The 24,319-nt window shown below is 67.7% G+C and carries 30 protein-coding genes; 24 read left to right on the top strand and 6 right to left on the bottom strand.

The window, feature by feature from the left end:
* The first annotated feature begins 611 nt into the window (after positions 1-611).
* Positions 612-896 carry a hypothetical protein gene (locus tag ACFXI4_RS12385; RefSeq protein ID WP_384989789.1) on the top strand — a complete coding sequence of 95 codons (285 nt, stop codon included), beginning with the start codon at positions 612-614 and terminating at the stop codon, positions 894-896.
* 28 nt (positions 897-924) lie between these two features.
* Here the strand turns inward: ACFXI4_RS12385 and ACFXI4_RS12380 are convergent, their stop codons facing one another.
* From ACFXI4_RS12380 to ACFXI4_RS12365, 4 genes are all read right to left on the bottom strand, one after another.
* A complete protein-coding gene (locus tag ACFXI4_RS12380; RefSeq protein ID WP_362726952.1) occupies positions 925-1,509 on the bottom strand; it encodes a hypothetical protein in 585 nt (194 codons plus the stop codon).
* A 2-nt stretch (positions 1,510-1,511) separates the two neighbouring features.
* The gene (gene htpX / locus ACFXI4_RS12375; RefSeq protein WP_384989787.1) at positions 1,512-2,432 is read right to left on the bottom strand and encodes a zinc metalloprotease HtpX; all 921 of its coding nucleotides are present in this window, start codon (positions 2,430-2,432) and stop codon (positions 1,512-1,514) included.
* Between the two features lie 105 nt (positions 2,433-2,537).
* Positions 2,538-2,795: a hypothetical protein gene (locus ACFXI4_RS12370; RefSeq protein WP_384989786.1), complete on the bottom strand. Its 258-nt coding sequence runs from the start codon at positions 2,793-2,795 to the stop codon at positions 2,538-2,540.
* Between the two features lie 324 nt (positions 2,796-3,119).
* Complete coding sequence (locus ACFXI4_RS12365; protein ID WP_384989785.1) at positions 3,120-4,337, bottom strand: MrcB family domain-containing protein; 1,218 nt, start codon at positions 4,335-4,337, stop codon at positions 3,120-3,122.
* Between the two features lie 1,614 nt (positions 4,338-5,951).
* Here ACFXI4_RS12365 and ACFXI4_RS12360 point away from each other — a divergent pair.
* The 5 genes from ACFXI4_RS12360 to ACFXI4_RS12340 all read left to right on the top strand — a co-directional run bounded on the left by ACFXI4_RS12360 (position 5,952) and on the right by ACFXI4_RS12340 (position 9,749).
* The gene (locus tag ACFXI4_RS12360; protein ID WP_384989783.1) at positions 5,952-6,581 is read left to right on the top strand and encodes a hypothetical protein; all 630 of its coding nucleotides are present in this window, start codon (positions 5,952-5,954) and stop codon (positions 6,579-6,581) included.
* A gap of 306 nt (positions 6,582-6,887) precedes the next feature.
* Positions 6,888-7,961, top strand: a complete 1,074-nt coding sequence (locus ACFXI4_RS12355; protein ID WP_384989781.1) for a DUF5677 domain-containing protein — start codon at positions 6,888-6,890, stop codon at positions 7,959-7,961.
* Positions 7,962-8,182: 221 nt separating this feature from the next.
* Positions 8,183-8,359 (top strand): hypothetical protein, encoded by a 177-nt coding sequence (locus ACFXI4_RS12350; RefSeq protein ID WP_384989779.1) that lies wholly within the window; start codon positions 8,183-8,185, stop codon positions 8,357-8,359.
* Positions 8,360-8,799: 440 nt separating this feature from the next.
* Positions 8,800-9,186, top strand: coding sequence for a GntR family transcriptional regulator (locus tag ACFXI4_RS12345; RefSeq protein ID WP_384989803.1), 387 nt, complete (start codon positions 8,800-8,802; stop codon positions 9,184-9,186).
* Positions 9,183-9,749, top strand: a complete 567-nt coding sequence (locus ACFXI4_RS12340; RefSeq protein ID WP_384989777.1) for an HD domain-containing protein — start codon at positions 9,183-9,185, stop codon at positions 9,747-9,749. Before ACFXI4_RS12345 ends, ACFXI4_RS12340 begins: the two co-directional genes overlap by 4 nt.
* Here the strand turns inward: ACFXI4_RS12340 and ACFXI4_RS12335 are convergent.
* Together ACFXI4_RS12335 and ACFXI4_RS12330 are read right to left on the bottom strand one after the other, a co-directional pair.
* The gene (locus ACFXI4_RS12335) at positions 9,737-10,210 is read right to left on the bottom strand and encodes an NUDIX domain-containing protein (protein ID WP_384989775.1); all 474 of its coding nucleotides are present in this window, start codon (positions 10,208-10,210) and stop codon (positions 9,737-9,739) included. The two genes, ACFXI4_RS12340 and ACFXI4_RS12335, sit on opposite strands and share 13 nt — an antisense overlap.
* A gap of 2 nt (positions 10,211-10,212) precedes the next feature.
* Positions 10,213-10,938 carry an XRE family transcriptional regulator gene (locus ACFXI4_RS12330; RefSeq protein WP_384989773.1) on the bottom strand — a complete coding sequence of 242 codons (726 nt, stop codon included), beginning with the start codon at positions 10,936-10,938 and terminating at the stop codon, positions 10,213-10,215.
* Between the two features lie 916 nt (positions 10,939-11,854).
* Here ACFXI4_RS12330 and ACFXI4_RS12325 point away from each other — a divergent pair.
* The 18 genes from ACFXI4_RS12325 (at position 11,855) to ACFXI4_RS12240 (ending at position 24,153) form a co-directional block, all read left to right on the top strand.
* Positions 11,855-12,022 carry a hypothetical protein gene (locus ACFXI4_RS12325; RefSeq protein WP_384989771.1) on the top strand — a complete coding sequence of 56 codons (168 nt, stop codon included), beginning with the start codon at positions 11,855-11,857 and terminating at the stop codon, positions 12,020-12,022.
* 106 nt (positions 12,023-12,128) lie between these two features.
* On the top strand, positions 12,129-12,320 hold the full coding sequence (locus ACFXI4_RS12320) for a hypothetical protein (RefSeq protein WP_384989770.1): 192 nt from the start codon (positions 12,129-12,131) through the stop codon (positions 12,318-12,320).
* Between the two features lie 326 nt (positions 12,321-12,646).
* Entirely contained in the window at positions 12,647-12,916 is a 270-nt protein-coding gene (locus ACFXI4_RS12315) for a DUF6284 family protein (RefSeq protein ID WP_384989768.1), read from the top strand.
* Positions 12,913-13,362 carry a Pycsar system effector family protein gene (locus ACFXI4_RS12310; protein ID WP_384989766.1) on the top strand — a complete coding sequence of 150 codons (450 nt, stop codon included), beginning with the start codon at positions 12,913-12,915 and terminating at the stop codon, positions 13,360-13,362. Before ACFXI4_RS12315 ends, ACFXI4_RS12310 begins: the two co-directional genes overlap by 4 nt.
* Complete coding sequence (locus tag ACFXI4_RS12305; protein ID WP_384989765.1) at positions 13,359-13,712, top strand: hypothetical protein; 354 nt, start codon at positions 13,359-13,361, stop codon at positions 13,710-13,712. The genes ACFXI4_RS12310 and ACFXI4_RS12305 overlap by 4 nt, the downstream gene beginning before the upstream one ends.
* Complete coding sequence (locus ACFXI4_RS12300; protein ID WP_384989763.1) at positions 13,709-14,575, top strand: protein spdB; 867 nt, start codon at positions 13,709-13,711, stop codon at positions 14,573-14,575. Before ACFXI4_RS12305 ends, ACFXI4_RS12300 begins: the two co-directional genes overlap by 4 nt.
* On the top strand, positions 14,575-14,967 hold the full coding sequence (locus ACFXI4_RS12295; RefSeq protein ID WP_384989761.1) for an RRQRL motif-containing zinc-binding protein: 393 nt from the start codon (positions 14,575-14,577) through the stop codon (positions 14,965-14,967). The genes ACFXI4_RS12300 and ACFXI4_RS12295 overlap by 1 nt, the downstream gene beginning before the upstream one ends.
* Positions 14,951-15,334, top strand: coding sequence for a DUF6251 family protein (locus ACFXI4_RS12290; RefSeq protein ID WP_384989759.1), 384 nt, complete (start codon positions 14,951-14,953; stop codon positions 15,332-15,334). The genes ACFXI4_RS12295 and ACFXI4_RS12290 overlap by 17 nt, the downstream gene beginning before the upstream one ends.
* Positions 15,335-15,413: 79 nt before the next feature.
* Positions 15,414-15,620, top strand: a complete 207-nt coding sequence (locus ACFXI4_RS12285) for a DUF6257 family protein (protein ID WP_384989758.1) — start codon at positions 15,414-15,416, stop codon at positions 15,618-15,620.
* A 91-nt stretch (positions 15,621-15,711) separates the two neighbouring features.
* The gene (locus ACFXI4_RS12280; RefSeq protein WP_384989757.1) at positions 15,712-17,793 is read left to right on the top strand and encodes a cell division protein FtsK; all 2,082 of its coding nucleotides are present in this window, start codon (positions 15,712-15,714) and stop codon (positions 17,791-17,793) included.
* Between the two features lie 150 nt (positions 17,794-17,943).
* A complete protein-coding gene (locus ACFXI4_RS12275; RefSeq protein ID WP_384989755.1) occupies positions 17,944-18,219 on the top strand; it encodes a hypothetical protein in 276 nt (91 codons plus the stop codon).
* A complete protein-coding gene (locus tag ACFXI4_RS12270) occupies positions 18,210-18,398 on the top strand; it encodes a hypothetical protein (RefSeq protein ID WP_384989754.1) in 189 nt (62 codons plus the stop codon). Before ACFXI4_RS12275 ends, ACFXI4_RS12270 begins: the two co-directional genes overlap by 10 nt.
* An 11-nt stretch (positions 18,399-18,409) precedes the next feature.
* Entirely contained in the window at positions 18,410-18,952 is a 543-nt protein-coding gene (locus tag ACFXI4_RS12265) for a hypothetical protein (protein ID WP_384989752.1), read from the top strand.
* Between the two features lie 89 nt (positions 18,953-19,041).
* Positions 19,042-19,782, top strand: a complete 741-nt coding sequence (locus ACFXI4_RS12260) for a DNA methylase (protein ID WP_384989750.1) — start codon at positions 19,042-19,044, stop codon at positions 19,780-19,782.
* Entirely contained in the window at positions 19,779-20,618 is an 840-nt protein-coding gene (locus tag ACFXI4_RS12255) for a DNA primase (RefSeq protein WP_384989748.1), read from the top strand. Before ACFXI4_RS12260 ends, ACFXI4_RS12255 begins: the two co-directional genes overlap by 4 nt.
* A gap of 2 nt (positions 20,619-20,620) precedes the next feature.
* Positions 20,621-22,096, top strand: a complete 1,476-nt coding sequence (locus tag ACFXI4_RS12250; protein WP_384989747.1) for an ATP-binding protein — start codon at positions 20,621-20,623, stop codon at positions 22,094-22,096.
* A gap of 480 nt (positions 22,097-22,576) precedes the next feature.
* Positions 22,577-22,816: a helix-turn-helix domain-containing protein gene (locus tag ACFXI4_RS12245; protein ID WP_384989745.1), complete on the top strand. Its 240-nt coding sequence runs from the start codon at positions 22,577-22,579 to the stop codon at positions 22,814-22,816.
* A 77-nt stretch (positions 22,817-22,893) separates the two neighbouring features.
* Positions 22,894-24,153: a tyrosine-type recombinase/integrase gene (locus ACFXI4_RS12240; protein WP_384989743.1), complete on the top strand. Its 1,260-nt coding sequence runs from the start codon at positions 22,894-22,896 to the stop codon at positions 24,151-24,153.
* Positions 24,154-24,319: the final 166 nt, after the last annotated feature.

Below are 24,319 nucleotides of genomic sequence, written 5' to 3'. Positions count from 1 at the left end.
CCCGCCGCCCCCCCCCTGGGGCCCTTGGGGGGGGGCGTTTTGGCTTTTGGGGGGGTCGGCGGCGGGGGGGGGGGGGGGGCGCCCGCCCCGGCCCCGGCGCCCTCACCCGCGCGGCTCCCTCCGCCGGCCACCCGTTCGCCGGCCCCGGCATGCGGCCCCCTCCAACGCCCTTCACCGCCGACAACAGGTGCCGGAGGCGGCAGCCGACGGAGGGGCGGGCCGTAGGTCCGCACCGGCCGAACGGGCCGCCCGCGGCAAGGCCGCGCGCAAGCGCTTTCCCCGCCCCGCGCGCGTGCCGGCTGCCCGCCGTCCACCGGCGCGACCCCGTCGCCGTACGCGAGCGCCAGGGCCGGGTCCTGACGGCGGCACCCGGAATCTGAGCCGGACCGGTGCCCTCACCCGGCCGGCGCCCCGAAAACGGGATGCACGCCGAGTGACCGGATCCCTACGCTGGAGACGCGTTCCGGAGCCGTCCACCACCGCTTTCCGAAGGGCCGTCCCTGCCCCGCGGACTCGGGGCTACTCTGCTACGCACCGACGGACGGCCGCCCGTCCCCCGCGTGCCGCCGGTTGCGTCGACCGCTCACACACCCACGCCACGGAGGCCCGTCATGGGCACCATCGTCCTGTCCGGAACCGTCGTCCTGGTCATCCTCGGCTTCGGAAACCACAACTGGTGGCTCGCCGCCGTCGCCCTGCTCTTCCTGTACGTCCACTACGGGCGCGGCTCGTCGTCGGCATCCCCGTCGGGCGGCCCGTCCGGCACGGGCGGGGGCACACCGAACGACTACAAGACCTACCGCGACCGCCGCGACCGCCAGGCCAGGTGGGAGCGCCGCTACCGGCGCGAGCGCCCGCTGGAGTTCCGGCGCCAGGAGCGGGACAAGGGCCGGTAGGAGCCCGTGGAAGGGTGTCCCCGGCCGGTCAGAGACCGGGGGCGCCCCACACCGGGAACCAGCGGCTGAGATCCTGCTCGATCCGCAGATCGTTCGCGAGGGCCGCCTTGACCTGCAACTCCAGTGCGCTGTCCCGCCGTTCACCGGACCCGGGCAGCGGCGCGAAGGGGTAGAACGTCGCCCGCTTGTAGAGGTAGACGAGCGCGAGCCCGCGTCCGCGCTCGTCCTCGAAGGAGGCCAGGGAACACAGCAGTTGCGGGCCGAAGCCGTTGACCTCCATCGAACTGTTCACCGCGTGCAGGTCGTTGACCAGTTGCGGAAGCTGGTCCGAGGTGCGCCGCGAGACCAGCCAGGAGTAGCCGTAACCGTCCTGGCTCAGCTCGACAGGCGAGCCGCCCCGGTCGGCGTCCGCGTCCAGGAGCGCCTGCACCTCGCGGTGGGTCTGCTCGAATGCCGCGCCCTCCACGGTGGCGAAGCACACCGCGCCCACACCGGTGGGCCGGAACCCGGCCGCCGCCTCCAGGGTGACCGCCGCCGAGGGCAGCGCGAACAACTGGTCGAGGTCGGGGGCGACGGGCTTGGTGCGGCCGAGCAGGATGTCCAGGAAGCCCATGCTCACCCGGCCTTCCCGGGCGTCGCCGCCTCACCCAGCTCCGCCGAGATCCGCCCCAGCTGCTCAAGGCGCTGCTCCAGGGGCGGGTGGGTGGAGAAGAAGCGCTCGATGCCGGGCTCCCTGCCGGTCGCAGGAGTGAAGTAGAAGGCGTTGAAGGCCTGGGCGGTACGGAGATCCTTGGTCGGGATCCGGGCGATGTCGCCGGAGACCTTGGTGAGCGCGGACGCCAGCGCGGAGGGCCGGCCGGTGAGCTGGGCGGCCGCCCGGTCGGCGGCCAGCTCCCGATACCGGCTCAGCGCCCTGATCAGCAGGAAACTGATCGCGTACACGGCCGCGGAGATCCCGATGACGGCGGCGAAGACGGCGGCCGTGTTCTGGTCCCGCCGGCCCCCGCCGAAGATCTGCGAGTAGAAGGCGAACCGCACGACCAGCCCCGCGATCACTCCGAGGAAGGACGCGACCGTGATCACGGCGACGTCCTTGTGCGCCACGTGCGACAGCTCGTGCGCGAGCACCCCCTCCAGCTCGGCGGGCTCCAGCCGGCGCAGCAGCCCCGTGGTCACACAGACGACCGCGTGGTCGGGATTCCGCCCGGTCGCGAACGCGTTGGGCATGTCCATCTCGGAGACGGCGACCACAGGTTTCGGCATGTCGGCGATGGCACACAGCCGGTCCACCACCGCGTGCAGCTGCGGATACTCCTCGCGCTCCACGACCCGGCCGCGCATGGCGAACATCGCGATCCGGTCGGAGAACCAGAACTGCGCCACGAACATCGCGCCCACCAGGACGACCACCAGCAGCCACGACTTCAGCAACACGATCAACGCGGCAACGAAGCCCACGTACAGCAATCCGAGCAGGAACAGCGTGACCGTCATCCGCACGGTCAGTCGCCGGTCGCTCCGGAAGCGGCTCTGCATCTGCCATCACCCCGCAGTCAGGCACTCGTCCCGCTGTCCAGTGTGCACCTGCCGACGCCCATGGAACGGTTCCGAACGTCCCCAGGAGCGGCAAAAGGTCCCTCTCTAGTACGGCGAACGCGTCTGCAGGTAGCCCAGCAGGACGATCACCGCCGCCACGCACCCCAGCACCAGCACCGTCGACACCCAGGACGACCGCCGCGGTGCCACCGGTCCCGGATCCGGCCGGAACGGCACCGGGCCGGGTGGGTTCTCCCGCCACCGGGCGGCCAGCATGCGGGCCCGCGCGGACGGCTCCTTCCGCTCCGCCTCGGCGGCCCACCTGAGGTCGAACTCCCGCTCATCGTCACCCTGCCCGGACATCCCGCGTCCCCCCGTGTCGAACATCAGTACCGAGGCACGATACGACGGCGCCCCCGTCCCGGGAAACGGGAACGGGGGCGTCCGTGGCCGGAGAGCGCGCCTGTCACACGTCGAAGAAGTGATGACCTGCCTCGGTCACCTCCGCAGATCGACGGCGCTTTCGCTCTGACCAGTGCGGACGTCGTCGTTGTCTGGCGTCGTTGGTCGTTGTTGGCCTCCCTGGAACGGCCCACAGACGGCCCCACTCCAACAGCCGAGGGTCTCGCCCCCCAGGTGAGGCCTCAACGTGGCAGGACGGAGCCAGCGGATTTGCAGTGGGCTTCGTTAGCTGGGTGTGACCTGCGGGTTTCCGTCACTCTGACGCTGCGGGGGGACACCTGGGGGAATCAGCGTTTGCTCCTTCGACGCCTGATCCGATGCCGGTCTGTCCATCGGTGTTCGGTAGGTGTACGAGATGACCGTGAGATCTTCTTCTTCCACGGCCCACGGAGAGGTGCAGTGGAGGATGCCTCCGGAGGTGGTCGGCTCCGACGCGGTGCGGTCCAACTTGATCGAGTGAACGACAACCAAAGCGTTGTCCGGGTAGTACTGGCGCTGCTTCTCAACTTCGGCTCGGGTCAGGATCACTTCCTGCCCCGCGGATGTGGTGCCCTTGATCTCGACGTGTAGCCGCTCGTCTCCTCTCGTGAGCAGGAGGTCGAAGGATTCCTTGTCACCGACGTCCTTGACCGACCAGCTTTGAGCCTTGAAATGTTCCGTGGCCATCCGGACGCTGTGGTGCTCGACAGCGCGCCGTTCGCTTGCGGTGAGCAGGAAGCCCTGCCCAGGCCTAGGCTGCCGAGTGCCCTTGCGAGCGCGACGGCCGGCGGTCTTGGCCGCGCTGTGCTCTGCTTCCACCACCTCTGGCGTCGGGTCCCCCGGGATGTAGGGAGCGAGACGTTCCGCCTCGTAGAGAGTGCCGAGTAGACCTGTCATGAAGGCCAGATCCTTCAGCAGAACCTCCTGAGAGGGCAGCTGGTCGCGCTCGTAGGCGACAGCCACCACGTTCCCGGGGCCGTAGCCGCTGCCAAGAGGCGTTCTGGCGTCCAGCTGAATCGTGCGGCGCAAGGCAGGATGCGCGGCCGCCGCGTCTGCCACAAGCGGCCACGCCCAGTCGACGCGGGCACGGAGATCTTCGGCCCTGCGTGCCTTGAAGACACCGCCCGTCCAGATGGTGGTCCCCTGATTCAACGACAGGTAGACCCGTCGGCCGGAGGCACTGAACAGGTAGACCACGTACCACCCGGTGGTTGAGCTGGGTGACTGGTCCCGGCTGAACACCCGAACCCAGGGAATCTCTGCCTTGAGACCCGTCCCGTCCCGCCCCTCAACTCCTAGGTCTCCGGCGGGCGTACCGAGCAAGGCCGCCAAATCGGCTCCGTGCGCCCGTATCAAGGCGGGTAGCTGTCGCCGGATGAAGACACCTCGTTCCTGCATCTCCTCCGTGTTCGTCGACACCCAAGACGGTTGCAGGTCAAGGACCTTGGCCAGGAGATCATCCATGCGCCGCAGCGTAGCCGCGAGCACTGACATCACACTCGCTGCGTGCCACGTAGAGCGGCTGTCGCCTACGGGAGATTTACAGTCTGATCACGCTTGACTTCTCACCTGTGCTCTGAGTTGCAGCGATGATCGAACACTGCATCTCAGAGGTTCTTGTCGTCCACGCCTCGTCCACCGCCGGTCGCCTACGGCTCACTCCGTCATGAAGCGGTGCGTCGCAAGACCGAGGCTTGCAGCGCCCATGAACGCCGCTCCACCAGCTCCTATCGTCTCTGGCATTGCTGCTCCGGCCAGATGAAAGAGGGCACCTGCCACGGCGGCCGTGCCCACACTGGCCAGAAGGATGATCGCCAGCCAGATGCCCCGCTGGGAGGGGTGGTTCCCGTTCACCTGATCTCCTTCCCTCAGCGCGCCCGCGCTGAGATGCCTCGTTCGCCGCCACCTCCCCTGGCGGCGACGAATTCAAGGTGACAGATGAAAAACTGCAGGTCAAAGCAGGTCTAATGGCTTCCTGAAGGAGACAGATCGCCATCACGCTGGAGTGCTTCAGCTCCTTCGCAGTAGTGCCACAGCGTCTATGCAGAAGACCTTGCGCGGCCCTACAGGAAGGTATAAGTAGGTATTTCCTGGACCCCCTAGTACCCCTGGGACCCCTGTACCCCCGTTTCTCCTTCAAGAAGGTAGGCGAACTTGCCGAACCCTCTTCACCCCGTTGCAGTCATGCAACTTCAGAAGGCCGTCACCCGTGCTGCAAGACGCGGGAAGGTGCCGTTTTCCCCCACCTTCGTCAGGTCCCAGGTAGACGGGGGACCGCCACCCCTTGCACGACTCGTACAGGGCGGGAGAGGCGGCGAGGTTCGCCTCAGGCTCTACCTGTGCATCACGATGATGGCTACGGCCGCCCCGCATGACATCCGTCAACCGCCCGCTCCGCACGCGTGGGCTCGCATGCTGGCATTGCCGCCGGATACAGGCCCGCGACGCGTAAACAGCAATCTAAAGTGGCTGAACGATAATGGGTTTATCAAGCTAGAGCCGCGACAGGGAAATACGCCCAGCATCAAACTCATTTCCACAGAAGATCCCGATGGACCGTACGTCCGGGCAAGCGAACAAGGACGATATGTCGGCATACCCGTGGAATTCTGGAGTGAGGGCTGGATAACTCATCTCAGTGCCACGGGCATAGCTCTTCTCTTTGTGCTTCTCGAAGCGCTGGGCGGCTATACCGAGCCGCGCTACATTCCCAGCGAACGACGCAGTTCATACGGCCTCTCCCATAACACGTGGACTAAGGCAAGGAAAGAGCTTGAACATAATGGCTTCCTATTGGTGAAGCGCACCCCTCAGGGCAGCGACTTCGATTATCAGAGATTGAGAAATTCCTATTGGATAGATGAAGATAGATTCTACGACCCGCCCGGGGCGCTCATTCCGCCGGCTTCCCCTCTCTACCAACCCCCCAAACAGGACTAATCAATGACATTTCAGTTAGATCGATGGATACGCCCGCTTTATGTGATGAGGGAAAGCTCCGCCGGTGCGCAACCTATAAGATTCCTAGGTACTGGCTTCATTTTTCCAGGCGGAATCCTGATTACATGCCGTCACTGCGTGGACTTCACACTGGAGACCTATGAGCACATCGCGGGAGCAATAGAGGTAGCGCCAGGAATGTACTCAAGCGAACGGCTTAGTAACCTCTGCTTCGAGGAAAGCGGCATGGATATGGCCGCGGCAACCGTACAAACCAACGACTCGGGCTTGATATTGGGGATCAACTCTCCGGGCATCGGGCAAGATGTTGGAACTTTCGGATACCCCGGCACATACGGACGACTCCCGGAAGGAAGAGTGCTTGGAGATCTTTCGTTCGATCAGCAATCACGCTGGCTCGAAGGCTACGTAACGCGAGCCTTTAAGTACGAGCTGCCAAACGGAGAGATTCGCCCTTCCTGGGAGCTAGATATGCCAACCCCCGGGGGGCTAAGCGGCGCACCCCTTCTTCAGCTCCGCGCACCGGTTGCGGAGGGCAGAGGGGTCGTCATTGGAATCTGCTACGGCCGATATCTAGCCCCAGGAGAACCAGACGTTGGAGGAACTGCTATCCCCGGCTATGTATTCGGACTCGCGCATTACTACCAGAGCTTGATGAATGCAAGATTCAGCATCCTAGAAGGTGCCACTCTAGGACAGTTCCTCGCCGGTCACGGAGCGCTACTGGACATGAGTGCCACTTCGTAGGCGCAGGGGTGGGCCGTCCTTGCACGTACAGGGCAGGCAGCACCCCGGGGTACCGTACCTTCGCGCGTGATCTGCACCGACCCGGGTGATTGAGCCTCGTCACGCGCCGGCACCACAATGGACGCCCTGTTGCCTACAGGACGCTTTCCCACCTCCCGCATGGCTGTCGGGAGCGTCCGCTTAAGTGTGTCCCGGAAAATCACTACCCCACCGCAAAATGATCATATAAGGTGCGGCCCAGACATCACTAGAGGGGCCCGTATGTTGCGAAAACTCAAGCGCTCACGTTCAGTTGATAATCGACCCTTGACTGATCAGCTTGCAGACGCGGTGCTGGAGCAGATCCGCAAAGGATTCGACCCCGAGCGGATTGATGAACTGATCGCAAAGGCTGTGCCTGAGTTCATCGACGAGATGGCCCCTCTGCTGGCCGGGCATATCAAGAAAGATAAAAAAACACTCCGCGCGAACAAGCGGGCAGAGAGAGGTTTTGATCGACGACTCGACAAGCAGTGGGGGAAAGCTCTAGATCTCTATCAGATCACCCTATTCATGTGTATCGAATTGGGGGAAAGTGCAGCTGGTCGTGACAGTGAATCCCTGACGCCGACCGAGCAGAACATTCTTGAAGCGCTTACAGGCCTTCATGTAACTGCTTGTCGGGTGGCTGGCGAAATCCTAACCCTTCTCTCGCATGGTCACCCCAGGGGGGCCTTGGCGCGTTGCCGAACACTGCATGAGACTGCTGTTATCGCGGGCCTGATTGCCGAGTCGGCCACAGATGCGGTTCACTGTGACTTGGCCGAGCGCTTTCTTGACCACGAGATCGTCGGGCGCAGACGCGACGCTCTTCAGTTCCAGAAAGATCACATTGCCTTGGGGGAAGAGCCGCTCGAACCGGAAGTTCTGGACGAGATTGAGCGTCGATACGACGAAGTAATCGCCAAGTATGGAGCGGACTTCAAGAGGGATTACGGCTGGGCCAAGAAATTTTCCCCCAATGACAACTTCAGAGAGCTGGAGGAGAAGGCGTCTCTGAGCCATGTGCGACCCTACTATCAATGGGCGAGTAGTGAGGTGCACTGCGGGGCCCGTGGGTTGAGCCATAACTTCATCGAATATCGAGGAATCACTGTTCGTGACGTCGGCAAGACGAACATTGGACTTATTGATCCGGCGAGCATGGCCCTTAGCTCCCTCCTTCAGACCACATTCGCTTTGGCGGCTGTGAAGGTTTCCGACGGTGTGGACATGGATGCCATTCTCCACATGCGAGCCATTCAGGAAATAATGTCGGCGTGCGGCGATGCCCTATTTGAGGCACAGGAGCGCATTGACCGAGCAGAGCAGGATATCCTCAAAGGCATGCAAAAGAACTGATGAGGTGTCAAGTCGACCAACAGCAACACCTCCAAGTGTTGCTCTGACCAGCCCGGGAACGGCACGTTGATCGATGGTCGTCCCCAAGCCTTCCGCTGCCTGTGTGTTCGGTAGCGCCTTCCCTCTCCGCGGAGATGGCGCGTTCTGGGGCTTGGCAGTGTCCCGAGCGGGGGAGGCAGCAATGATCCGCCGGAGGGACCGGGGGAAGGGAGGGACCACGGATGCCGAACCAAAGCGTGTACGGGAGCTACGCAGAGAGCAAGGCAGACACCGCGGCGAGAAGGCAAGGCGACGAGTACCGAACCGACGCGATCGGGGAGGGCCTGGCGGCCATCGCCTACGCCCTGCTCGACGTCGCCGCAGCCATCCGCGAGAACACTGAGGCTCGGCAGCAGTAGTAGCGGCGATGGGCTCCTGTTTTCATGCAGGAGCCCGGCTCGCGGGTGCCGCTGCGCCAGGGTTGTAACGACCGGTACATGACCCGCTCTGCCTCCGTGAGGGATCCCCTCAACACGCTTTCCAACTGTCCGCGCGACCGTACAGGGGCGTCCGTGGGGGTTCGCGCGGCAGGTCAGACGGGGTGCGCGTACGGCGGAGAACGCTGGTGTACGTCAGCGCACTGGACAAAGACCAGGACAACGAGCGGCGCCGAGTGAGGGAGGGAAGGCGAGGCCATCGGCGGTCGCATGGGGAGTGCAACACTTGTTGCCATTGAGTGCCCACCGGCGGCCGCCGAGGTCAGAGAAGGGGAGGCCACGTGCCGCAGCAAGCGAGTCCGCGCGGGACCTTTCAGAAGATCGCAGATCAGCTCAAGAAGCGGATTGAAGCGGACCCAGAGATGGCGGACCTGCCGACCGCCGCGGAGGTCATGCGTGATAACGGAGTCTCGCGTGGAGTAGCACTCCGGGCATTTGCGGCTCTCCGAGAGGATGGCGCTGCCGAACCGGTCCCGGGTGGGCGCTGGCGCGTGGTCAGGGCTGGGCAGCGGACCGACCGCCGGCCGCTCACCGAACGGCTCGCTGACGTCTTCACGGATGACCGTCTTGAAGTCGGGGCAGCCTTCCCCAGCGCTTCCGCGCTGTCCGAGAGGTTCGGTGTCTCGCGCCCGACAGTGACCAAAGCCCTCGTGGAGTTGGAAGCTGCGGGATGGCTGTCAGAAGGGGGGCAGGGCAAGCTGCGGACCGTGCGGGCCCTGCCGAATCGAGAGGAGAGTTCCTCGCTGTGACGGGACTGACCGAGTGGGCATACCCGCTCGCCGAATCGCTGCTTTCCGATCCGTTGCCCCGCCGCTGGAGGCACTCGGTGGGAGTTGCCGAGCGCGCGCGCACCATCGCACCGATCCTCGGTGCGGACGCGGAACTCTTGGAGGCGGCTGCGGTCCTGCATGACATCGGATACGCGCCGGACCTCGCCAAGACGGGCTTTCATCCACTGGATGGGGCCCGCTACCTCCGTGACGTCGCACAGGCCGACGAACGGGTTGTGAGCCTGGTCGCGCATCATTCCTGTTCATGGATGGAAGCAGAGGCCCGGGGACTGCGCGAAGAGCTTGAGGCCGAGTTCCCGCGCGAGGACGCACACCTCAATGACGCACTGTGCTACTGCGACATGAACACGACGCCGGATGGGACGCCCACGAATCCCGTGGACCGGGTGAACGAGATCACCGGCCGCTACGGTCCGGACAGCCTGATCGGCACGTTCATCCGTCGGGCCGAACCAGAGATCCTCGCGAGCACTTCGCGTGTGCTCGAACGGGTCGCTGCCGGTAAGCGTCAGCCGATATAGGGCGTCGGACGCGTCCGGTCCAAGGCGTGCTCAATCCGGAGCCGCATGGTGGGGTGGATGTCGAACGTCGGCAGGTCCGCTGGGGCAACCCAGCGGACCTCTGTCGTCTCGTCACTCGTACGAACCTCACCGCCGACCGGCCGGGCCCGGAAACAGATGCTGAACTGCTGCCGGACTTCACCGTCGTCGTACTGCATCACGTGCCCGGGGTCGGTGTAGATCCCGGACATGTCGACGACTTCGGCCTTGATCCCCGTCTCTTCCCAGACCTCTCGCGCAACGGTGTCGCTGATGGACTCCCCCACGTCGTGACCACCGCCGGGCAGTGCCCAACGACCGTTGTCGGACCGCCGGATCATCAGCACCTCCCCCACGTCGTTCTGCACGAACGCGACGACGGACGGCACAACCGAGTTGGCCGGCGGCGCGTCGGGGTCGTGAAGGTAGTCGATCCGTCCCATGCTCAGGCTCCCGTGCTGCTCTCAAAGTCCGCGTCGGTGATCTGACGCGCGTTCTCCCAGGTGTGTTCGATGCTATTCGCGTACGTGTCGAACAGCCCACCGTCGGCCAGGCGACGCAGGTGCAGCACGGGGGCCAGGTAAGCACCGATGCCGTAGACGTGGGGGTTGACGAGCATCTCGTCATCAGCCCGGTAGATCGAGTTGTAGAGAGTCGAGTCATGCAGCCGGAACCCGATGTCCGGGTGACTCCGCATGAGCGGACGGTAGAGCACCATGGCGTTACGAATCTTGCCGTCCATGATCTGGTGGCCTTCATCTATCCCACGCTGCCTGACGGCCGCACTACCGGGGTCCCCGAGCAGGATCCGCACGCGAACGCCAGCCGCCACCTTCGCCTTGAGAAGGTCATGGAACAGCGGATCTTCCGACAAAAACAGACCGGAGTAGACGAGCACGTCAAGGGTCTTCTGTGCTCTGCCGTAGATCTCGCGCCACAGCCCGGACGGCACGGTGTGTCGGTGGGGGTAGACCGTGCCAATCTCAGCTTTGGACAGGTCAGTTGCGCTGTCGACTGTGCGGTCGTCGTCCCACAGTGACGTGACGTCGACCTTGAGAACGGCGGCCGTCGCGTACTGGTGACGCCGGTACGGCACCTTGCCCTGCGTGATCCAGCGTTCCACGGTCTTCGGGTTGACCTCGATCGCTTCGGCCAACCCCTGAACGGTCATACCCCGAGCTAACAGAGCCGAGCGCAAGCGTTCGTTGGACATCTGAACCCCCGTTGGGACGTCTAGGGACGTCTTGACGGTAGCCAGAACTCCCGAAGCCGTCCACGCGCGGGGTGAACAACTCCCTCGACCTGCGGCGATTCTGAGTGTGCGCCAAGGAGTCCCGGCGCGAAACCAAGAGGTTCCGTCAGCAGACTTGACGGACCACTGTGCAGTACCTGTAAAACAGGTACTGCATCCATTGAACGGAACAACTCAACGGAAGCGGCTCATGCCGCACGTGCAAAGGGCGGGGACGCTGCAATCCCGCTACAGGCCAGAGGACAGGGCTTCGGCCCGACTGGCGAGGTGGCCCGGTGACCGCGAGCAACGGCCGGCGAGTGGGGACAAGGTCCCCCTTGCAGTGCGTTTTCCCTGTTCAGCGGTCCGAAGGAGTCGCAGTGAGTCGACGAAAACGATGCGCGCGGCCGTGATCGACCGGCACGGCGGCGCCGTTTCCTCCCTGGTCCGGGAGCACCTCGAAGTGCTGTGGACGACCGGTCACCTTCCACCGATTCGCGGCGGCTAGCGCCGCGCCGGTTGCCTCTTCCCGCCCGTGCGGAGCGCGCCTGGTGCGCGGGTCCGTCCGGGCGGGGCGGGGGGAGCCGGAATCGCCTGGCCCCACCACACGAGAGCGGTCCCCGGGTCGCACCCCGGGGACCGCGTACAGGCACCTGAGTGGAGGCACCTGTGATCACCAGTCTGACAGATGCGGAGCGGGCGGACCTGGCCCGTAAGACCGCGGAAGCGAACAAGCGCAGCGCGGACAACGCCCGTGCCCGGGGCGGCCGTTGATGGCTGGCTCGGAGCACGAGAGGACGAAGCCGCCGCTTCCCGTCCGTCCCCCGCGCCCGCACCCGCACGCGTGGGTGCGCTGATGGCGACGGACCCCGCGGCCTGGCGCTTGGAGGCGAGCGCGGACGCGTGGGCGGCCGACCTCGATGGGCAGGACCCTGCGCCGGCCGCGGCTGAGCTGGCTTGGCAGCAGCAGGAGATCCGCACCGCCTACGAGGACGCGGCTCACCTGACCGAGCAGCCCCGCTAACACCCGCCACCTCTACAGCCCCGGTGACCAGCCGTGATGGGCGCCGGATCGGATCCGGCCCGGGGCACGCACCGCCACCTGTTCGCAGACCTGAGAGGAACCCGACATGGCCGAGATCACCGACCGGATGCGGCGCCAGGCCGACGACAACCGGCAGGCCGCCGTCTGGGCCCGCGACCACGGCAACGAGCAGCGGGCCAGGCAGTTGGAGGACCGCGCCGACGAACTGGAATCCGGCAACGTCACCGACGTCACCGACAAGCTCTCCGCTCTCACCCGATGGGCCTTCCGCCGCTGACAAGGGGCGGCTGGCTGGCTCTGCGCGGCGTGCGTGCCCGCCGCGTGCGCCGCGCCCTGACCTCAGTGAGGGGAGGTCTTGATGTGCGACTACTGCCACCACCGTGATGGCAGCCATCACGTGCAGTGTCCCCGCTTCTGAACCTGTGAGCCCCGGCGACCAGCCGTGAAGGGCGTCGGATCGGATCCGACCCGGGGCGCCGGCCGCCATCACGCGGCCCGCCGCACCGCTCGTGTGCGGCTTCCACCACAACGGCGCGCGGCTCCCGGGGTGCCTCCCGGGAGCCGCTGAAGGGCCGTTCCCCTGACTAGGAGGACGCACGACCCATGGACCCCATTGTGACTGTTCAGGACGCGGTGACCGCGTTCGCTGACTGGATCGAGCCGACGAATGCGGAGCTGGACGCGATCGAGCAGGAGCTCCCGCTGATCCTGGCGGACGTCGACCTGCTGGACGCGCAGATCATCACCTTGGACCGCACCCCGACCGAGCTGGACGGGCGCCGGATCCGCCGGGCCCGCCGCCGGGCGCTCGCCGCCCGCGTCGCCCTGCTCAACCGCACGGCCGGCACGAGCCTGCCCGGCGGTGCCGCATGAGCACCCTGACCGGACAGACCCTGACCGCCGCACACGCGGAAGTGCGGGCGGAAATCGCATGGACCGACAGCAAGACCGCGCTCCTGCTCGCGTTCGTCGGCGCGGTCCTGGCCGGCGCCTACACCGTCGGCACCTCCCTCCCCCTCAACCCGCCGGCCGTGGCCGCCGGAGTGCTGGGGATGGCGTTGCTGGTCGGCGCGGCGAGCGTGCTGCTGACGTCGGTCCGCCCGAACCTGAACGGCGGCCACGGCTTTCCTCTGTGGGCGACCCTGACCCCCGAACAGATCACCGAGAACCTGTCGCGGGATCTCGCCGCCGACATCGCCGGACTCTCCCGGCTCGCCGTGGTCAAGTTCACCTGCCTGCGCCGCGCGGTCGACCTGACCCGCGCCGGCGGCGCCCTGCTCGTGCTCGCCGTGGCGCTCGCGCTCGGGGGTGCGGCATGACGGACGCTCAGACCCTGGGGGAGATGACGCCCGCGCTGCGGGCGTTGCGGCTGCTCGCCGCCGAATGCTCGCACCTGCCCGCCCCGTTCGTGCACCTGTCGCCGATCGATGCCGGACGGCTGGAGCTGTCGCTTCACGACGTGGACCTGACGGGTGAGACCTTCACGGTGTTCGAGACGTGGCGCGAAGCGCTCGGCCTCGCCCCCGACGCGGTGGTCTTCCACGTCCAGGGCGACGGCCGCACGCGGGTGCTGCGCGCGGTAGGCCCCTTCGGCGGTGCCGAGGTCGCCCTGACCGCCTACGCGGCTGCCCCGGCCGTCGACACGACCGCGGTAGGGGGTGCGGCATGAGTGCCAAGTCCACCAAGACCGTGCTGCCGGCCGTCGCGATGACGGCGGTGTCCATGGTGCTCACCCTGGCCGTGGTCGTGATGTGGCTGGGCACGGCCGTGCCGTGGCCGGTCGCCCTGGTCGTCGGTCTGGGTATCGACGGCGGATGGCTGGCCACCCTCGCCTATGAGCGGCGCCTGGCCGCACAGGGCGACCACAGCAACGCCGTGACCGCCGTCGGCTGGTCGTTCGGGGCGCTCGCCTCCGGGGTCCTGGTCACCCACGCGCTCACCGCCGACCAGTCGACCGGGGCATGGCTGGCGGTGGCCTGGCTGCCGCTCGCCGCGAAAGCTCTGTGGCTGGTCCACGGGCTGTGGGAGCGCACCGCGCTCACCCCCGGCGCGCTGGATCAGATCCGGGGCATTCAGCAGGAAGCCCGCGACGACGCGGCCGTGGCCCGCGCCCGCCTGCGGGCGGAAGCGTCCACGGAGGAGACGCGGCTGACGGCCGTGACCGAGGCCGGCGCCCGCGTCGCACGCGTCCAGGCCAAGACCGCCGAGACCTTGGCCGGGGCGTGGTCGACGCTGGAGACGGCCCGCAAGGGCGAGAGCACCGGACGGGCCCTGACCAGTGTGACGAGTCGCGTCACGCCCGACGTCACGCCCTCATGGGATCTCCCGGTGTGGGGGCCCAGCGAGCCGGTTGCGGCGCTGGAGTCGGCCCCCGCGCTCACGGACGCGGCGCTTGACCTGTTGGTCGACCAGATCCGGCACAGCCAGGAACCGCCGTTGTCGTACCGGGAGATGGCCACCCGCTTCCGCGCGGCCGGCCACTCCGCCTCCGAGGTCCGCTTGAGGGCCGCCTGGAAGCGCGTGGTGGCCTGATGTCCGCCGCGTGGGGCAAGTGCTACGACCCGTCCGGCGCGCTCTACGGCGTGCCCACATACCCCTGGAAGCTCGCCCCCGACGGTCTCGCCACGCGCCGCCAGTTACGGGCCCAAGGGCTGCGTCCCGGCGGCCAGCCGGTAGCGGCGCAGGTCATGCGCATGAACCGTCGCACCGGAACCCCGAAGGTCGCCTACCTCTACCAGGTCGACCGGGCGATTCCGGTGCGGCCGATGACCTCTCGCAAGTGGGGCGCGCTCGCGCTCGCGATGCTCGCCCGCCAGACGTGCCCGAAGTGCCAGCTCACCTACAGCTACTGCCTTCCGACGTCGCTCGGGATGTGCGTGCTGTGCGCCTACCCCGAAGGGTCCCGCGATGGAATCGCTGCCTGACATCCCCCGGGTCGTCCAGCTCCCGGACGGCACCTACACCTACGCCGACCACCTGCCCGCGGCCCCGCAGCAGCAGCCCTACAGCGGTCCGCAGGTCATCCACCAGCACGTGCACCAGGCCCCGCCGGACCGCACCGTGCAGCGGATCGCGCTCGGCTCCGGGGTCGGTGCCGGCGCGGTCGCGGCCGGTGTGTACTTCGGCCCGCTGCTGGTCGGCGTGCTCACCGCCATGGCCGCCAACCTCGCCCTGCTCGCCCTGATCGCCGCGGTGTGCGCGTGGGGTGTGGTCACCGTCGTCCGCTCGGTGGGCGGCGAGGACGGCAAGCGCGCCGCCGACACCGTCCGCCGCACCCGCGGCCGGCGCTGACGGCTGCCCGCGGTTCCGGGACTCCCCTTGTCCCGGAGCCGTGGGGAGCCGGACAGTCCGGCCCGGAACGGGAGACACCGTGAGCAGCGCACCGCTTCGCTTCACCGCCGGTGAGAAAGCCCGCCTGGCCCTGCTGGTCGCCCGGATGGCCAAGCGCGGACTCGCCGATGACCGCCAGTTCGGCGGCCGGGTCGACCAGAGCGACCTTCAGCGCAAGGTCGAGCGGATCGAGAACCAGGCCCGCAAGCGCGCCGAACAGGCCCGCACCAGCAAGAACCGCAAGTAGCAACGCCCCGGGGGCGGTCGTCCCGGCCAAGGAATCAGACCGCCCCCGGGCCACCCACCACCCACTTTGTGAGCAGCAGGGAGTACCCAGAATGACGGACAGCACGACGGGCCCCAACCTGCGCCCCGTGCCCGCCCCCTTCCCCGACGACGACGCCCCGCCTGCACCGGTCGCGGTCGACAACCCGGCGCTGCCGGACCCGAAGGTACGCATCGAGAAGCGCAAGCCGGTCCTTGCCGGATGGCTCACCAACCGGCGGGACTTCGCCGCGACCGCCCGGCACACCGGTGCGAACGTCGGCTACGTCGCGCTCTACCACGGCGTGCGCATACCCGTGTACGCCGGACGCCTCGCCCTCATGTTCCCGCGCGGGGCGTGCCGGTTCATCGCGTCCACCAACCGGTGGGTGTGGGACCGCGAAGCCGCCCCCCTGCGGGAGTTCGCGGTACGGACCGAGGACGTCGAGGAGTACATGCGCCTCGCTCGGCTGCGCGCCGGCCGGATCCGGCTGCGCGGCCTGGTCACCCTGGTCGCCGCCGTGTTCGGTCTCGGCTTCGCCCTGTACCTCTACGTCCTGGCCCCCGCCTACCTCTACGCGTTCGCCGCGGGCGGGGTTCTGCTGCTCGGCATCGGCGGCCAGCAGCCCGACGCCCCCATCGTCGGCCCCGCGGTCCTGAAGACCGAGGTCCAGAAGCTCACCGGCTCGATCGTGCTGCGCGGACTCGACTCGATCGGCAACCCGAAGATCACCGCCGCCATCAAGAAGGGCGGCGACATGAACGGGATGCGGTTCGTCTCGGAGATCGTCCGGGACGGGCCCGGCTACCGCGCCGACCTGGACCTTCCCTACGGCGTCACGCCCGAGGACATCATGGAGGCCCGCAAGCCCCTCGCCTCCGGTCTGCGCCGCAAGACCGGCTGCGTCTGGCCCGCCCCCGACCCCGAGCAGCACGAAGGACGGCTGGTGCTGTGGGTGGGCGACAAGCCCATGAACGAGACCACCAAACCGGCCTGGCCGCTGGCCAAGGCCGGCACGGTGGACCTGTTTAGGCCGGTCGTGTTCGGCAACGACCAGCGCATGCGTGACGTCTCGGTCACGCTCATGTTCGCGTCGGTCGTGGTCGGCTCGATCCCGCGCATGGGCAAGACGTTCCTGATGCGGCTGCTCCTGCTCATCGCCGCCCTGGACCCGCGCGCGGAACTGCACGCGTTCGACTTCAAGGGCACCGGTGACTTCGGCGCGCTGGAGCCGGTCTGCCACCGCTACCGCGCCGGCGAGGAAGACGACGACATCGAATACGTCGTCCAAGCGCTGCGGGAGCTGAAGGAAGAACTGCGCCGCCGGGCGAAGGTCATCAAGTCCCTACCCCGCTCGCGCTGCCCCGAGTCGAAGGTCACCCCCGAACTGGCCGGTGACAAGAGCCTCGGGCTGCACCCGATCGTGGTCGGCTTCGACGAGTGCCAGGTGCCCTTCGAACACGAGCAGTACGGCAAGGAGATCGAGGCCATCTGCACCGACCTGGTCAAACGCGGCCCCGCGCTGGGCATCGTGGCCATGTTCGGCACCCAGCGCCCCGACGCGAAGTCCCTGCCCACCGGCATCAGCGCCAACGCCGTGCTCCGGTTCTGCCTGAAGGTCATGGGCCAGCCCGCCAACGACATGGTGCTGGGCACCTCGATGTACAAGTCCGGCTACCGGGCCACGATGTTCTCCCGCTCCGACCGGGGTATCTGCTGGATGGCCGGTGAAGGCGACGACCCGCGCATCGTCGCGTCCGCGTTCGTAGACGCGGTCGCCGCCGAACACATCGTCGCCCGCGCCCGCACCGTGCGCGAGCAGTACGGCAACGTCACCGGGCACGCCATCGGCAAGGGCCCGGAGACCACCGGCACCGGTTCCGACATCCTCGCCGACACCCTCGACGTCATCGCCGACGACGAGAAAGCCGTGTGGTGCGAGCGGATCGCCGCCCGCCTCGCCGCCGCCCGCCCCGAGACCTACGCGGGCTGGCAGGGCGAGAACGTCACCGCCGCGCTCAAGCCCTGGGGCATCAAGCCGGGACAGGTCTGGGGCACCACCGACGACGGCGAGGGCGCCAACCGGCGCGGCATCAAGCGCGCCGACATCACCGCCGCGATTACGCGCCGTAACGCCGATCGGGCCGCCGCCTGACCCCAGCACGGGTGCTAGACCTAGCAGCCACCGTTGCTAGGTCTAGCACCCGTACTAGCAGCCCGCACCGCCGCTGATCAGCCAACTAGCGTCTAGCAGCCCACCTGCGAAAACACCCTGAAACCGCCCTTGGAAGGGATGTGAGCCCCCGTGGCCCTCGCTAGCTGCGCCCTCCTGCTCGCCCTCGCCGGTTACGCAGTGTTGTGCGCCGTCCGGCCGTTCGCGCCGTGCCGGAAGTGCTCCGGGACCGGCATCCGGCAAGCCGGCCGCCGCAAGGTCAAGCTCTGCCGCCGCTGCCACGGCCGCCGCTACCGGCTGCGCACCGGCCGCCGGCTACTCAACACCGGCCGTGCCGTCCACCGCGACGGCACCCGCCACCCCCACCCTCGCCGCCTCAACGACCGGGAGTTCTCCGAATGGCCGTGACCGTCTCCCTCGTCCTGCTCTTCGGGCTGGTCCTGTTCTTCCTGCTGCGGAGCAACAGCCTCAGCGCCGGCTCCGCGTTCATCGCCGTCATGTTCGGGTTCTTCCTCGCCTCCACCGGCGCCGCCGGACCCATCAACGACATGGCCGCCGCCGTCGTCCAAGCCCTCCCCAACCCGTAGGCAGGAGAGCCGTGTTCGAGATCCGCGTCATCTGCGACCCCGACGACACCGACCGCGTCACCACCGCACTCACCGGCACCTTCACCGCCGGCGCGGTCCGCGCCTACCCGACCCGGGACGGCAACCGCACCCGCCTGTACCTCACCGCCGACCACCGGCCCGACCCGGAACCCTTCCCGACGCCGGAAACCGCGTACGCGCCCGCACCGAGCATCGTCAGCGAGATCGGGTGGACCGCCCGCACCCTCGCCGCGGCCGAATGCTTCACCGAACTGGACCGGATCTTCTACCTCCGCAAGGCCGCGCTCCTGGACCGTATCGCCCTGCTGGACGAACCGGATGAGGTCGGCGACGCCTCGGAGACCGCGCTCACGTCGGCCCGGATGCTCCTGATGCTCGACACCGATCGGGCCCACATGGCTCCGCATCTCGTGGACCAGGCCGACCAGAACCCCCGCGGCTACATCCGACAGCAGTACGCGCGCCAGGCCGAATGCGTCTGCGACGACCCGGGCAAGGGCGACTGCCTCATGCACCCCGACCCCGACCACTAGCTATGCCAAGGGCGGCCCCCGTCTCACGCCAATGATCCGGGGCCGCCCTCGCTCGCCAGTCACCCATCAAGGAACTGGAGACATCCAGCATGACCCTACCCACCCGCATCCCGCGAGCGCTCACCCTGAGCGAACCCTTCCGGGTGCTGGACGCCTACTGCTGCATCGGCGGCGGCACCGCAGGCCTGCGCCGCGCGTTCGGCCCGAACGTCCACATCACCGGTGTCGACATCGAGCCTCAGCCGGACTACTGCGGTGACGCGTTCCACCAGGGCGACGCGGTCGAGTTCATTCGCGCTCACGGCCACGAATTCGACTTCATCCACGCCTCGCCCCCGTGCCAGGACGGGTCTGCCCCGACCAAGGGCACCAACCGGGCCCGCAACGCCGCGATCGGCCGCACCTATCCCCGCCTCATCGCTCCCACCCGGGCCGCGCTGGAGACGACCGGCCGGCCGTGCGTGATCGAGAACGTGGCCGGCTCCGAAGTCCGCAAGGACATCCGCCTGTGCGGGGAACAGTTCGGCCTCAGCGTTCTCATGCACCGCTACTTCGAACTCGGAGGCTGGACCACCCCGCAACCCGTCCACCCGCGCCACCGCGGGCGGGTGCGCGGCTGGCGGCACGGCACCTACCACGAAGGCCCCTACGTCGCCGCGTACGGCAAGGGCGGCGGCAAGGCCACCGTGGAGGAGATCCGGGCCGCCAAGGGCATCGACTGGTCCACCGACCACTTCCGCCTACGCGAGGCACTGCCCCCCGCCTACATGGAGTGGATCGGCCGCGCCTACCTCGCCACCCTCGCCCCCGCTTTGGCGGTGGCGGCATGAGCGAGCACCTGCGCACCGCCCTGCGTCTGGCGACCGACGGCCTGCTGCCGCTTCCGCTGCGTCGGGGGAAGCTGCCGTTCGGGAACTGCCCGAGCTGCGCGCACAACGCGTGCGGCGGCCGGCCGAACATGAAGTCCCTCGGGCCCTGCTTCTGCCCGCGGCCGTGCCACGGTTGGGCCGCTGCCACCACCGACCCGCACGTCCTCGCATCCCCCGCGTGGGCGACAGCGTGGCGGCAGGCAGCGGCGGTCGCCTACCACCCCGGCGGCGCCGGCCTCACCGTGGTCGACCTGGACGACCCCGCCGCCGTCCAGTGGGCCCGCGAGACCCTGCCGACCACCCGGACAGTGACCACGACGCGCGGAGAGCACTGGATCTACCAGGGCACCATGCCGTCCTCGAACGGCGTCCGACCGGGAGTCGACATCAAGTCCCTTGCGGCGTACGCCCGTTGGCTCGGCACCGGCACGGGCACTATGAGCCCTCTCCCGGACTCTGTGCGCGCTCTGGCAGTGAAGGAACCGGCACCGGCCCGCAGGGCGCCACAGAGCCTCACAGTGCCCCTGAGGGGCCATGGGGGCGAGTGCCCGCACCGCACACCCACCTACCTGGACCGTGGGGTGTCCATGGGCGTGCAGCGGATCACCGAGGCCCGCAGCGCGGTCCACGCGACCGTGTACCGGACGTTCCTCGCGGTGCTGTCGACGCACGGCCGGTGCGGGTGCCTCACCGACGCCCACGTTGCTCGGCTGTTCACCGCCGCGCAGGCCAAGGGCGAAACGGCCCGGCACTGCACCGACGCGTGGACCAACGCCCGCACCGCACTGGGGATGTAGCCATGTCCGAGGACGACAAGACCCCGGCCCGACAGATCATCACTGACTACGCCCAAGCGCACTTCCGGTACTTCCGCACCATCGACGGCACCGTCTACGCACAGCGCAACGGCCACCCCGTCGCCCGCCCGATCCGCTCCCAGGGCACCACCGGAAGCCACCGCCAAGAACTCATGGTCGGCCTCTTCAAAGACGGCATCGGCGTGTTCAACGGCACGGCACTTAAGGAGGCACTCGACTTGATCGAAGCACTCGCACTCACCGAGGACGTACAGCCCACCCACATCCGCGTCGCCCCGGGATTCGACGGGGCCACATGGCTCGACCTGGGCCGCACAGACGGCAAATCCGTCCGCATCCACCCCACCGGCTGGGACATCCGCACCCCCGACCCCCAGGAAGTCTGCTGGCGACGCACCCAGCTCACCGGCGAACTCCCGATGCCGGCCCGGGACACCGACGGCAAGGGCATCGACCTCCTACTCCGGCTCTGCAACTTCGCCAGCGCCGAGACCGAATGCCTGGCCCTCGCCTGGCTCATCGGCTGCCTCGAACCGTCCGTGCCCGTCCCCGCACCGTTCCTCACCGGCCCCCAGGGCGCCGGCAAGTCCACCGGCGGCCGGATGCTGGTGCGGATCATCGAAGGGATGAGCGGCGACCTGCGCCGCGCCCCAAAAGACGAAGAGAACATGATCACGGCCGTCGCCGCCGGATGGGTCACCGCCCTGGACAACCTCTCCCACCTGCCCCCGGACCTGTCCGACCTCATGTGCTGCATCGTCACCGGCGCCGAGAGCATCAAGCGCGCGCTCTTCACCGACGGCGACGTCGTCCGCTCCCGCTACCGCCGCCCCATGCTCCTGACCGGAATCGACGTCGGCGTCATCCGCCCCGACCTCGCCGAACGCCTCCTCCCGCTCCGTCTCGTGCGGCCCCGGGTACGGCGCACCGAAGCGGAACTGTGGGCCGAGTACGCGGAGATCCTGCCGGTCGTCCTCGGCTCCCTGCTGGACCTGACCGTGAAGGTCCGGGCCGCCGCCGCGGACACCCCCACCGACCTGCGGATGGCCGACTTCGCCCACCTGTGCGCGCAACTCGACACGGCTACCGGCTTCGGCGCTCTCGCCGCGTACCGGGCCAGTCTCGACGACCTCAACGACGACGTCATCGAAGGCGACCTGCTGGCTCAGACGGTCCTGCAGCACGCCGCCGGCCTCGACCCGGGTGCGGAAGTCCGCATGACGTCATCGGAATGGCTGCACTGCCTCACCAGCCTCTACAGCGGCGAGGAGTGCCGCCCCCTGCCCAAAGGCTGGCCCACCACCGGCAAAGTCCTCTCCGACCGCCTCAAGCGCCTCCAGCCGACCTTCGCCGCCCGCGGCGTCCTCATCGACTGGGGCCGCACCAGCTCCGCCCGCTACATCGAAATGACCCGCCCCCCGCTCCCGCCCCAGAACCAGCAGGAAACGGCGTTCTGACCCGCGCCACCGGGCGCCGCACTGAAACAAGCAAGAGGAGCACCCCGGCCCCGGGTGCTCCTCTTGCTGTTCTCGGCGGCCTGCCGCCGCTGCACAAGTCGCGCCGCGCAGCGGCTCCTTCTTCACGTCCTGAGCTGCGCACAACCACAGACACCACCCCGTCTCTTTCCTAAGAGAAGAGACGCTGCGTCACCCACGTCACCAACCACCCGAAACCAATCCCTGACCAGCGGCTACAGCGATGACGCAGACGGCCAAAACCTGCGTCATCCCCCGTCACCCGTGTCACGCGTGACAGAGCCCCGCCCCGCCCTGTGACACGCCCCGCCCTGCCCGCGTCACCACATAAGCGCAGGTCAGAGCCGCAAATGACGTGCGTGACGCGATGACGCAGAAATCCGCGCCTCGGACAGGTGCGGGCTGCAAAGCCCCCTGAAATCAACTCCGTTCCCAGGCTCTGCTTTCTCTGGAGGCCTCAACGTGCCGACCGTTGTCGCGAGCGACCCCCGCGTAATCCTCCGCGGCGGTCTGCCAGACCGGTACCTCACCCCCGACGACATCGCCGACATGTTCGGCGTGCCGCTCGAAACCGTCTACCAGTGGCGCCGGAAGCGCACCGGTCCGCCCGGCTTCCGCATAGGCAAGCACCTCCGTTACGACCCGGCCGATGTGCGCGCCTACGTCAGCCAGCGCAAGAGCGTCTGCCAGGGCGCCACGTAGCCGACCAACCACCGAGACAGCAGGGAGCGCCGCCGTGGGCGGCTCTCCCTGCTGCATGTCGAGAGGACCGCCGCCGTATGGCTGGCCATATCCAAGACCGTTGGTACAAGACCGAGACGGCATCCACGGGCAAGACGATCAGGGCAAAGACCGACCGATATGGGACGGGCTTGCGCTACCGGGCCCGCTACGTCGCCCCGGACGGGAGCGAACGCAGCAAGTCCTTTCCGGACAAACAGAAGCGACTCGCGGAGGCGTGGCTGACGCAGATCGCGGCTGACATGACCCGTGGCCAGTACGTCGACCCTTCCGCCGGCAAGGAGACGTTCAGGGAGTTCGCCACTCAGTGGCTGGCATCCCAGACCACGGACCCTTCCACCATCGTGAACATGGAGCTGAGGTTCCGGCTGCATGCCTTCCCCTACATCGGTTCTCGCTCCCTGAGCGCGTTCCAACCGGCCCATATCCGTACGTGGGCACGGGCCCTCGCAGACTCCGGGATGGCAGCGTCGTATCAGCGGACGGTCTTCGCGAACGTCTCCGCCGTGTTCGGGGCCGCCGTGGATGACGGCATTCTGGCCCGGAACCCTTGCCGTGCAGGCTCCGTGCGGGCTCCCAAGCTGGATCGGCGGAAGATCAAGCCGTGGACGCGTGACCGGGTGGTCGCCGTCCGGGATGGACTCCCGAGGCAGTACGCGACGGCCGTCGATGTCGCTGCCGGGTGCGGTCTACGGCAGGGCGAGATCTTCGGGCTTGCCGTCGACGAAGTCGACTTCGTCGGGGGAGTGGTGCACGTCGTGCGACAGGTCAAGCTGATCGGACCGCAGATGGTGTTCGCCCCGCCCAAGGGCGGCAAGCTGCGAGACGTGCCGCTGCCCGATGTGGTGTCGGATGCGCTTGCCTCCCACATCACCAGCCGGCCCCCTATCGACGTCACCCTGCCGTGGAAGACCCCGGACGGCCCGCCCGTAACAGCGAAATTGCTGTTCTACTCGCGGGAACGGAAGGCGCTGAACAGGAACTACTTCAACATGTACCTGTGGAAGCCCGCCCTGATCGCCGCCGGCGTCATTCCAGAACGGGCCCCGGGGGAGCGGTTCAAACAGTCGCGCGAACACGGTATGCACGCCTTGCGGCACTACTACGCGTCGGTCTTGCTGGACTCGGGCGAGAACATCAAGGCCCTGGCCGAGTACCTCGGTCACTCCGACCCGGGGTTCACGCTCCGGACGTACACGCACCTCATGCCGAACAGCCAGGACCGTGCCCGCAAGGCCATCGACGCTGCATTCGGCGTACCAGGTGCGGACACGGCCCCGGTGAAGTCGCTGCACTGACCCGAGCGGCAGCGCGGCCGGGAGCTCTCGACACCGGCCCGCGGTGTTGGGCCCGAAACAGGCCGTGGGGGCGGGGGGTACCACCCGCGGAGGGCCCCCCCCCCCGCCCCCCCACCACCCCCCGGGCGGGGGAAACCCCCAACACAGACGGGGTTTAAAAACAAAA

The organism is Streptomyces sp. NPDC059224 (assembly GCF_042754285.1).
Lineage (GTDB): Bacteria > Actinomycetota > Actinomycetes > Streptomycetales > Streptomycetaceae > Streptomyces.
This window is presented reverse-complemented; position numbering and strand designations above follow the sequence as displayed.

Excerpts from the sequence above, each read along its gene's own strand:
- ACFXI4_RS12385 (WP_384989789.1), top strand. The coding sequence starts at position 612 with ATGGGCACCATCGTCCTGTCCGGAACCGTCGTCCTGGTCATCCTCGGC.
- ACFXI4_RS12380 (WP_362726952.1), bottom strand. The coding sequence starts at position 1,509 with ATGGGCTTCCTGGACATCCTGCTCGGCCGCACCAAGCCCGTCGCCCCC.
- htpX (WP_384989787.1), bottom strand. The coding sequence starts at position 2,432 with ATGCAGAGCCGCTTCCGGAGCGACCGGCGACTGACCGTGCGGATGACG.
- ACFXI4_RS12370 (WP_384989786.1), bottom strand. The coding sequence starts at position 2,795 with ATGTCCGGGCAGGGTGACGATGAGCGGGAGTTCGACCTCAGGTGGGCC.
- ACFXI4_RS12365 (WP_384989785.1), bottom strand. The coding sequence starts at position 4,337 with ATGGATGATCTCCTGGCCAAGGTCCTTGACCTGCAACCGTCTTGGGTG.
- ACFXI4_RS12350 (WP_384989779.1), top strand. The coding sequence starts at position 8,183 with ATGCCGAACCAAAGCGTGTACGGGAGCTACGCAGAGAGCAAGGCAGAC.
- ACFXI4_RS12345 (WP_384989803.1), top strand. The coding sequence starts at position 8,800 with ATGGCGGACCTGCCGACCGCCGCGGAGGTCATGCGTGATAACGGAGTC.
- ACFXI4_RS12335 (WP_384989775.1), bottom strand. The coding sequence starts at position 10,210 with ATGGGACGGATCGACTACCTTCACGACCCCGACGCGCCGCCGGCCAAC.
- ACFXI4_RS12330 (WP_384989773.1), bottom strand. The coding sequence starts at position 10,938 with ATGACCGTTCAGGGGTTGGCCGAAGCGATCGAGGTCAACCCGAAGACC.
- ACFXI4_RS12325 (WP_384989771.1), top strand. The coding sequence starts at position 11,855 with ATGGCGACGGACCCCGCGGCCTGGCGCTTGGAGGCGAGCGCGGACGCG.
- ACFXI4_RS12320 (WP_384989770.1), top strand. The coding sequence starts at position 12,129 with ATGGCCGAGATCACCGACCGGATGCGGCGCCAGGCCGACGACAACCGG.
- ACFXI4_RS12315 (WP_384989768.1), top strand. The coding sequence starts at position 12,647 with ATGGACCCCATTGTGACTGTTCAGGACGCGGTGACCGCGTTCGCTGAC.
- ACFXI4_RS12310 (WP_384989766.1), top strand. The coding sequence starts at position 12,913 with ATGAGCACCCTGACCGGACAGACCCTGACCGCCGCACACGCGGAAGTG.
- ACFXI4_RS12305 (WP_384989765.1), top strand. The coding sequence starts at position 13,359 with ATGACGGACGCTCAGACCCTGGGGGAGATGACGCCCGCGCTGCGGGCG.
- ACFXI4_RS12300 (WP_384989763.1), top strand. The coding sequence starts at position 13,709 with ATGAGTGCCAAGTCCACCAAGACCGTGCTGCCGGCCGTCGCGATGACG.
- ACFXI4_RS12295 (WP_384989761.1), top strand. The coding sequence starts at position 14,575 with ATGTCCGCCGCGTGGGGCAAGTGCTACGACCCGTCCGGCGCGCTCTAC.
- ACFXI4_RS12290 (WP_384989759.1), top strand. The coding sequence starts at position 14,951 with ATGGAATCGCTGCCTGACATCCCCCGGGTCGTCCAGCTCCCGGACGGC.
- ACFXI4_RS12280 (WP_384989757.1), top strand. The coding sequence starts at position 15,712 with ATGACGGACAGCACGACGGGCCCCAACCTGCGCCCCGTGCCCGCCCCC.
- ACFXI4_RS12270 (WP_384989754.1), top strand. The coding sequence starts at position 18,210 with ATGGCCGTGACCGTCTCCCTCGTCCTGCTCTTCGGGCTGGTCCTGTTC.
- ACFXI4_RS12260 (WP_384989750.1), top strand. The coding sequence starts at position 19,042 with ATGACCCTACCCACCCGCATCCCGCGAGCGCTCACCCTGAGCGAACCC.
- ACFXI4_RS12255 (WP_384989748.1), top strand. The coding sequence starts at position 19,779 with ATGAGCGAGCACCTGCGCACCGCCCTGCGTCTGGCGACCGACGGCCTG.
- ACFXI4_RS12250 (WP_384989747.1), top strand. The coding sequence starts at position 20,621 with ATGTCCGAGGACGACAAGACCCCGGCCCGACAGATCATCACTGACTAC.
- ACFXI4_RS12240 (WP_384989743.1), top strand. The coding sequence starts at position 22,894 with ATGGCTGGCCATATCCAAGACCGTTGGTACAAGACCGAGACGGCATCC.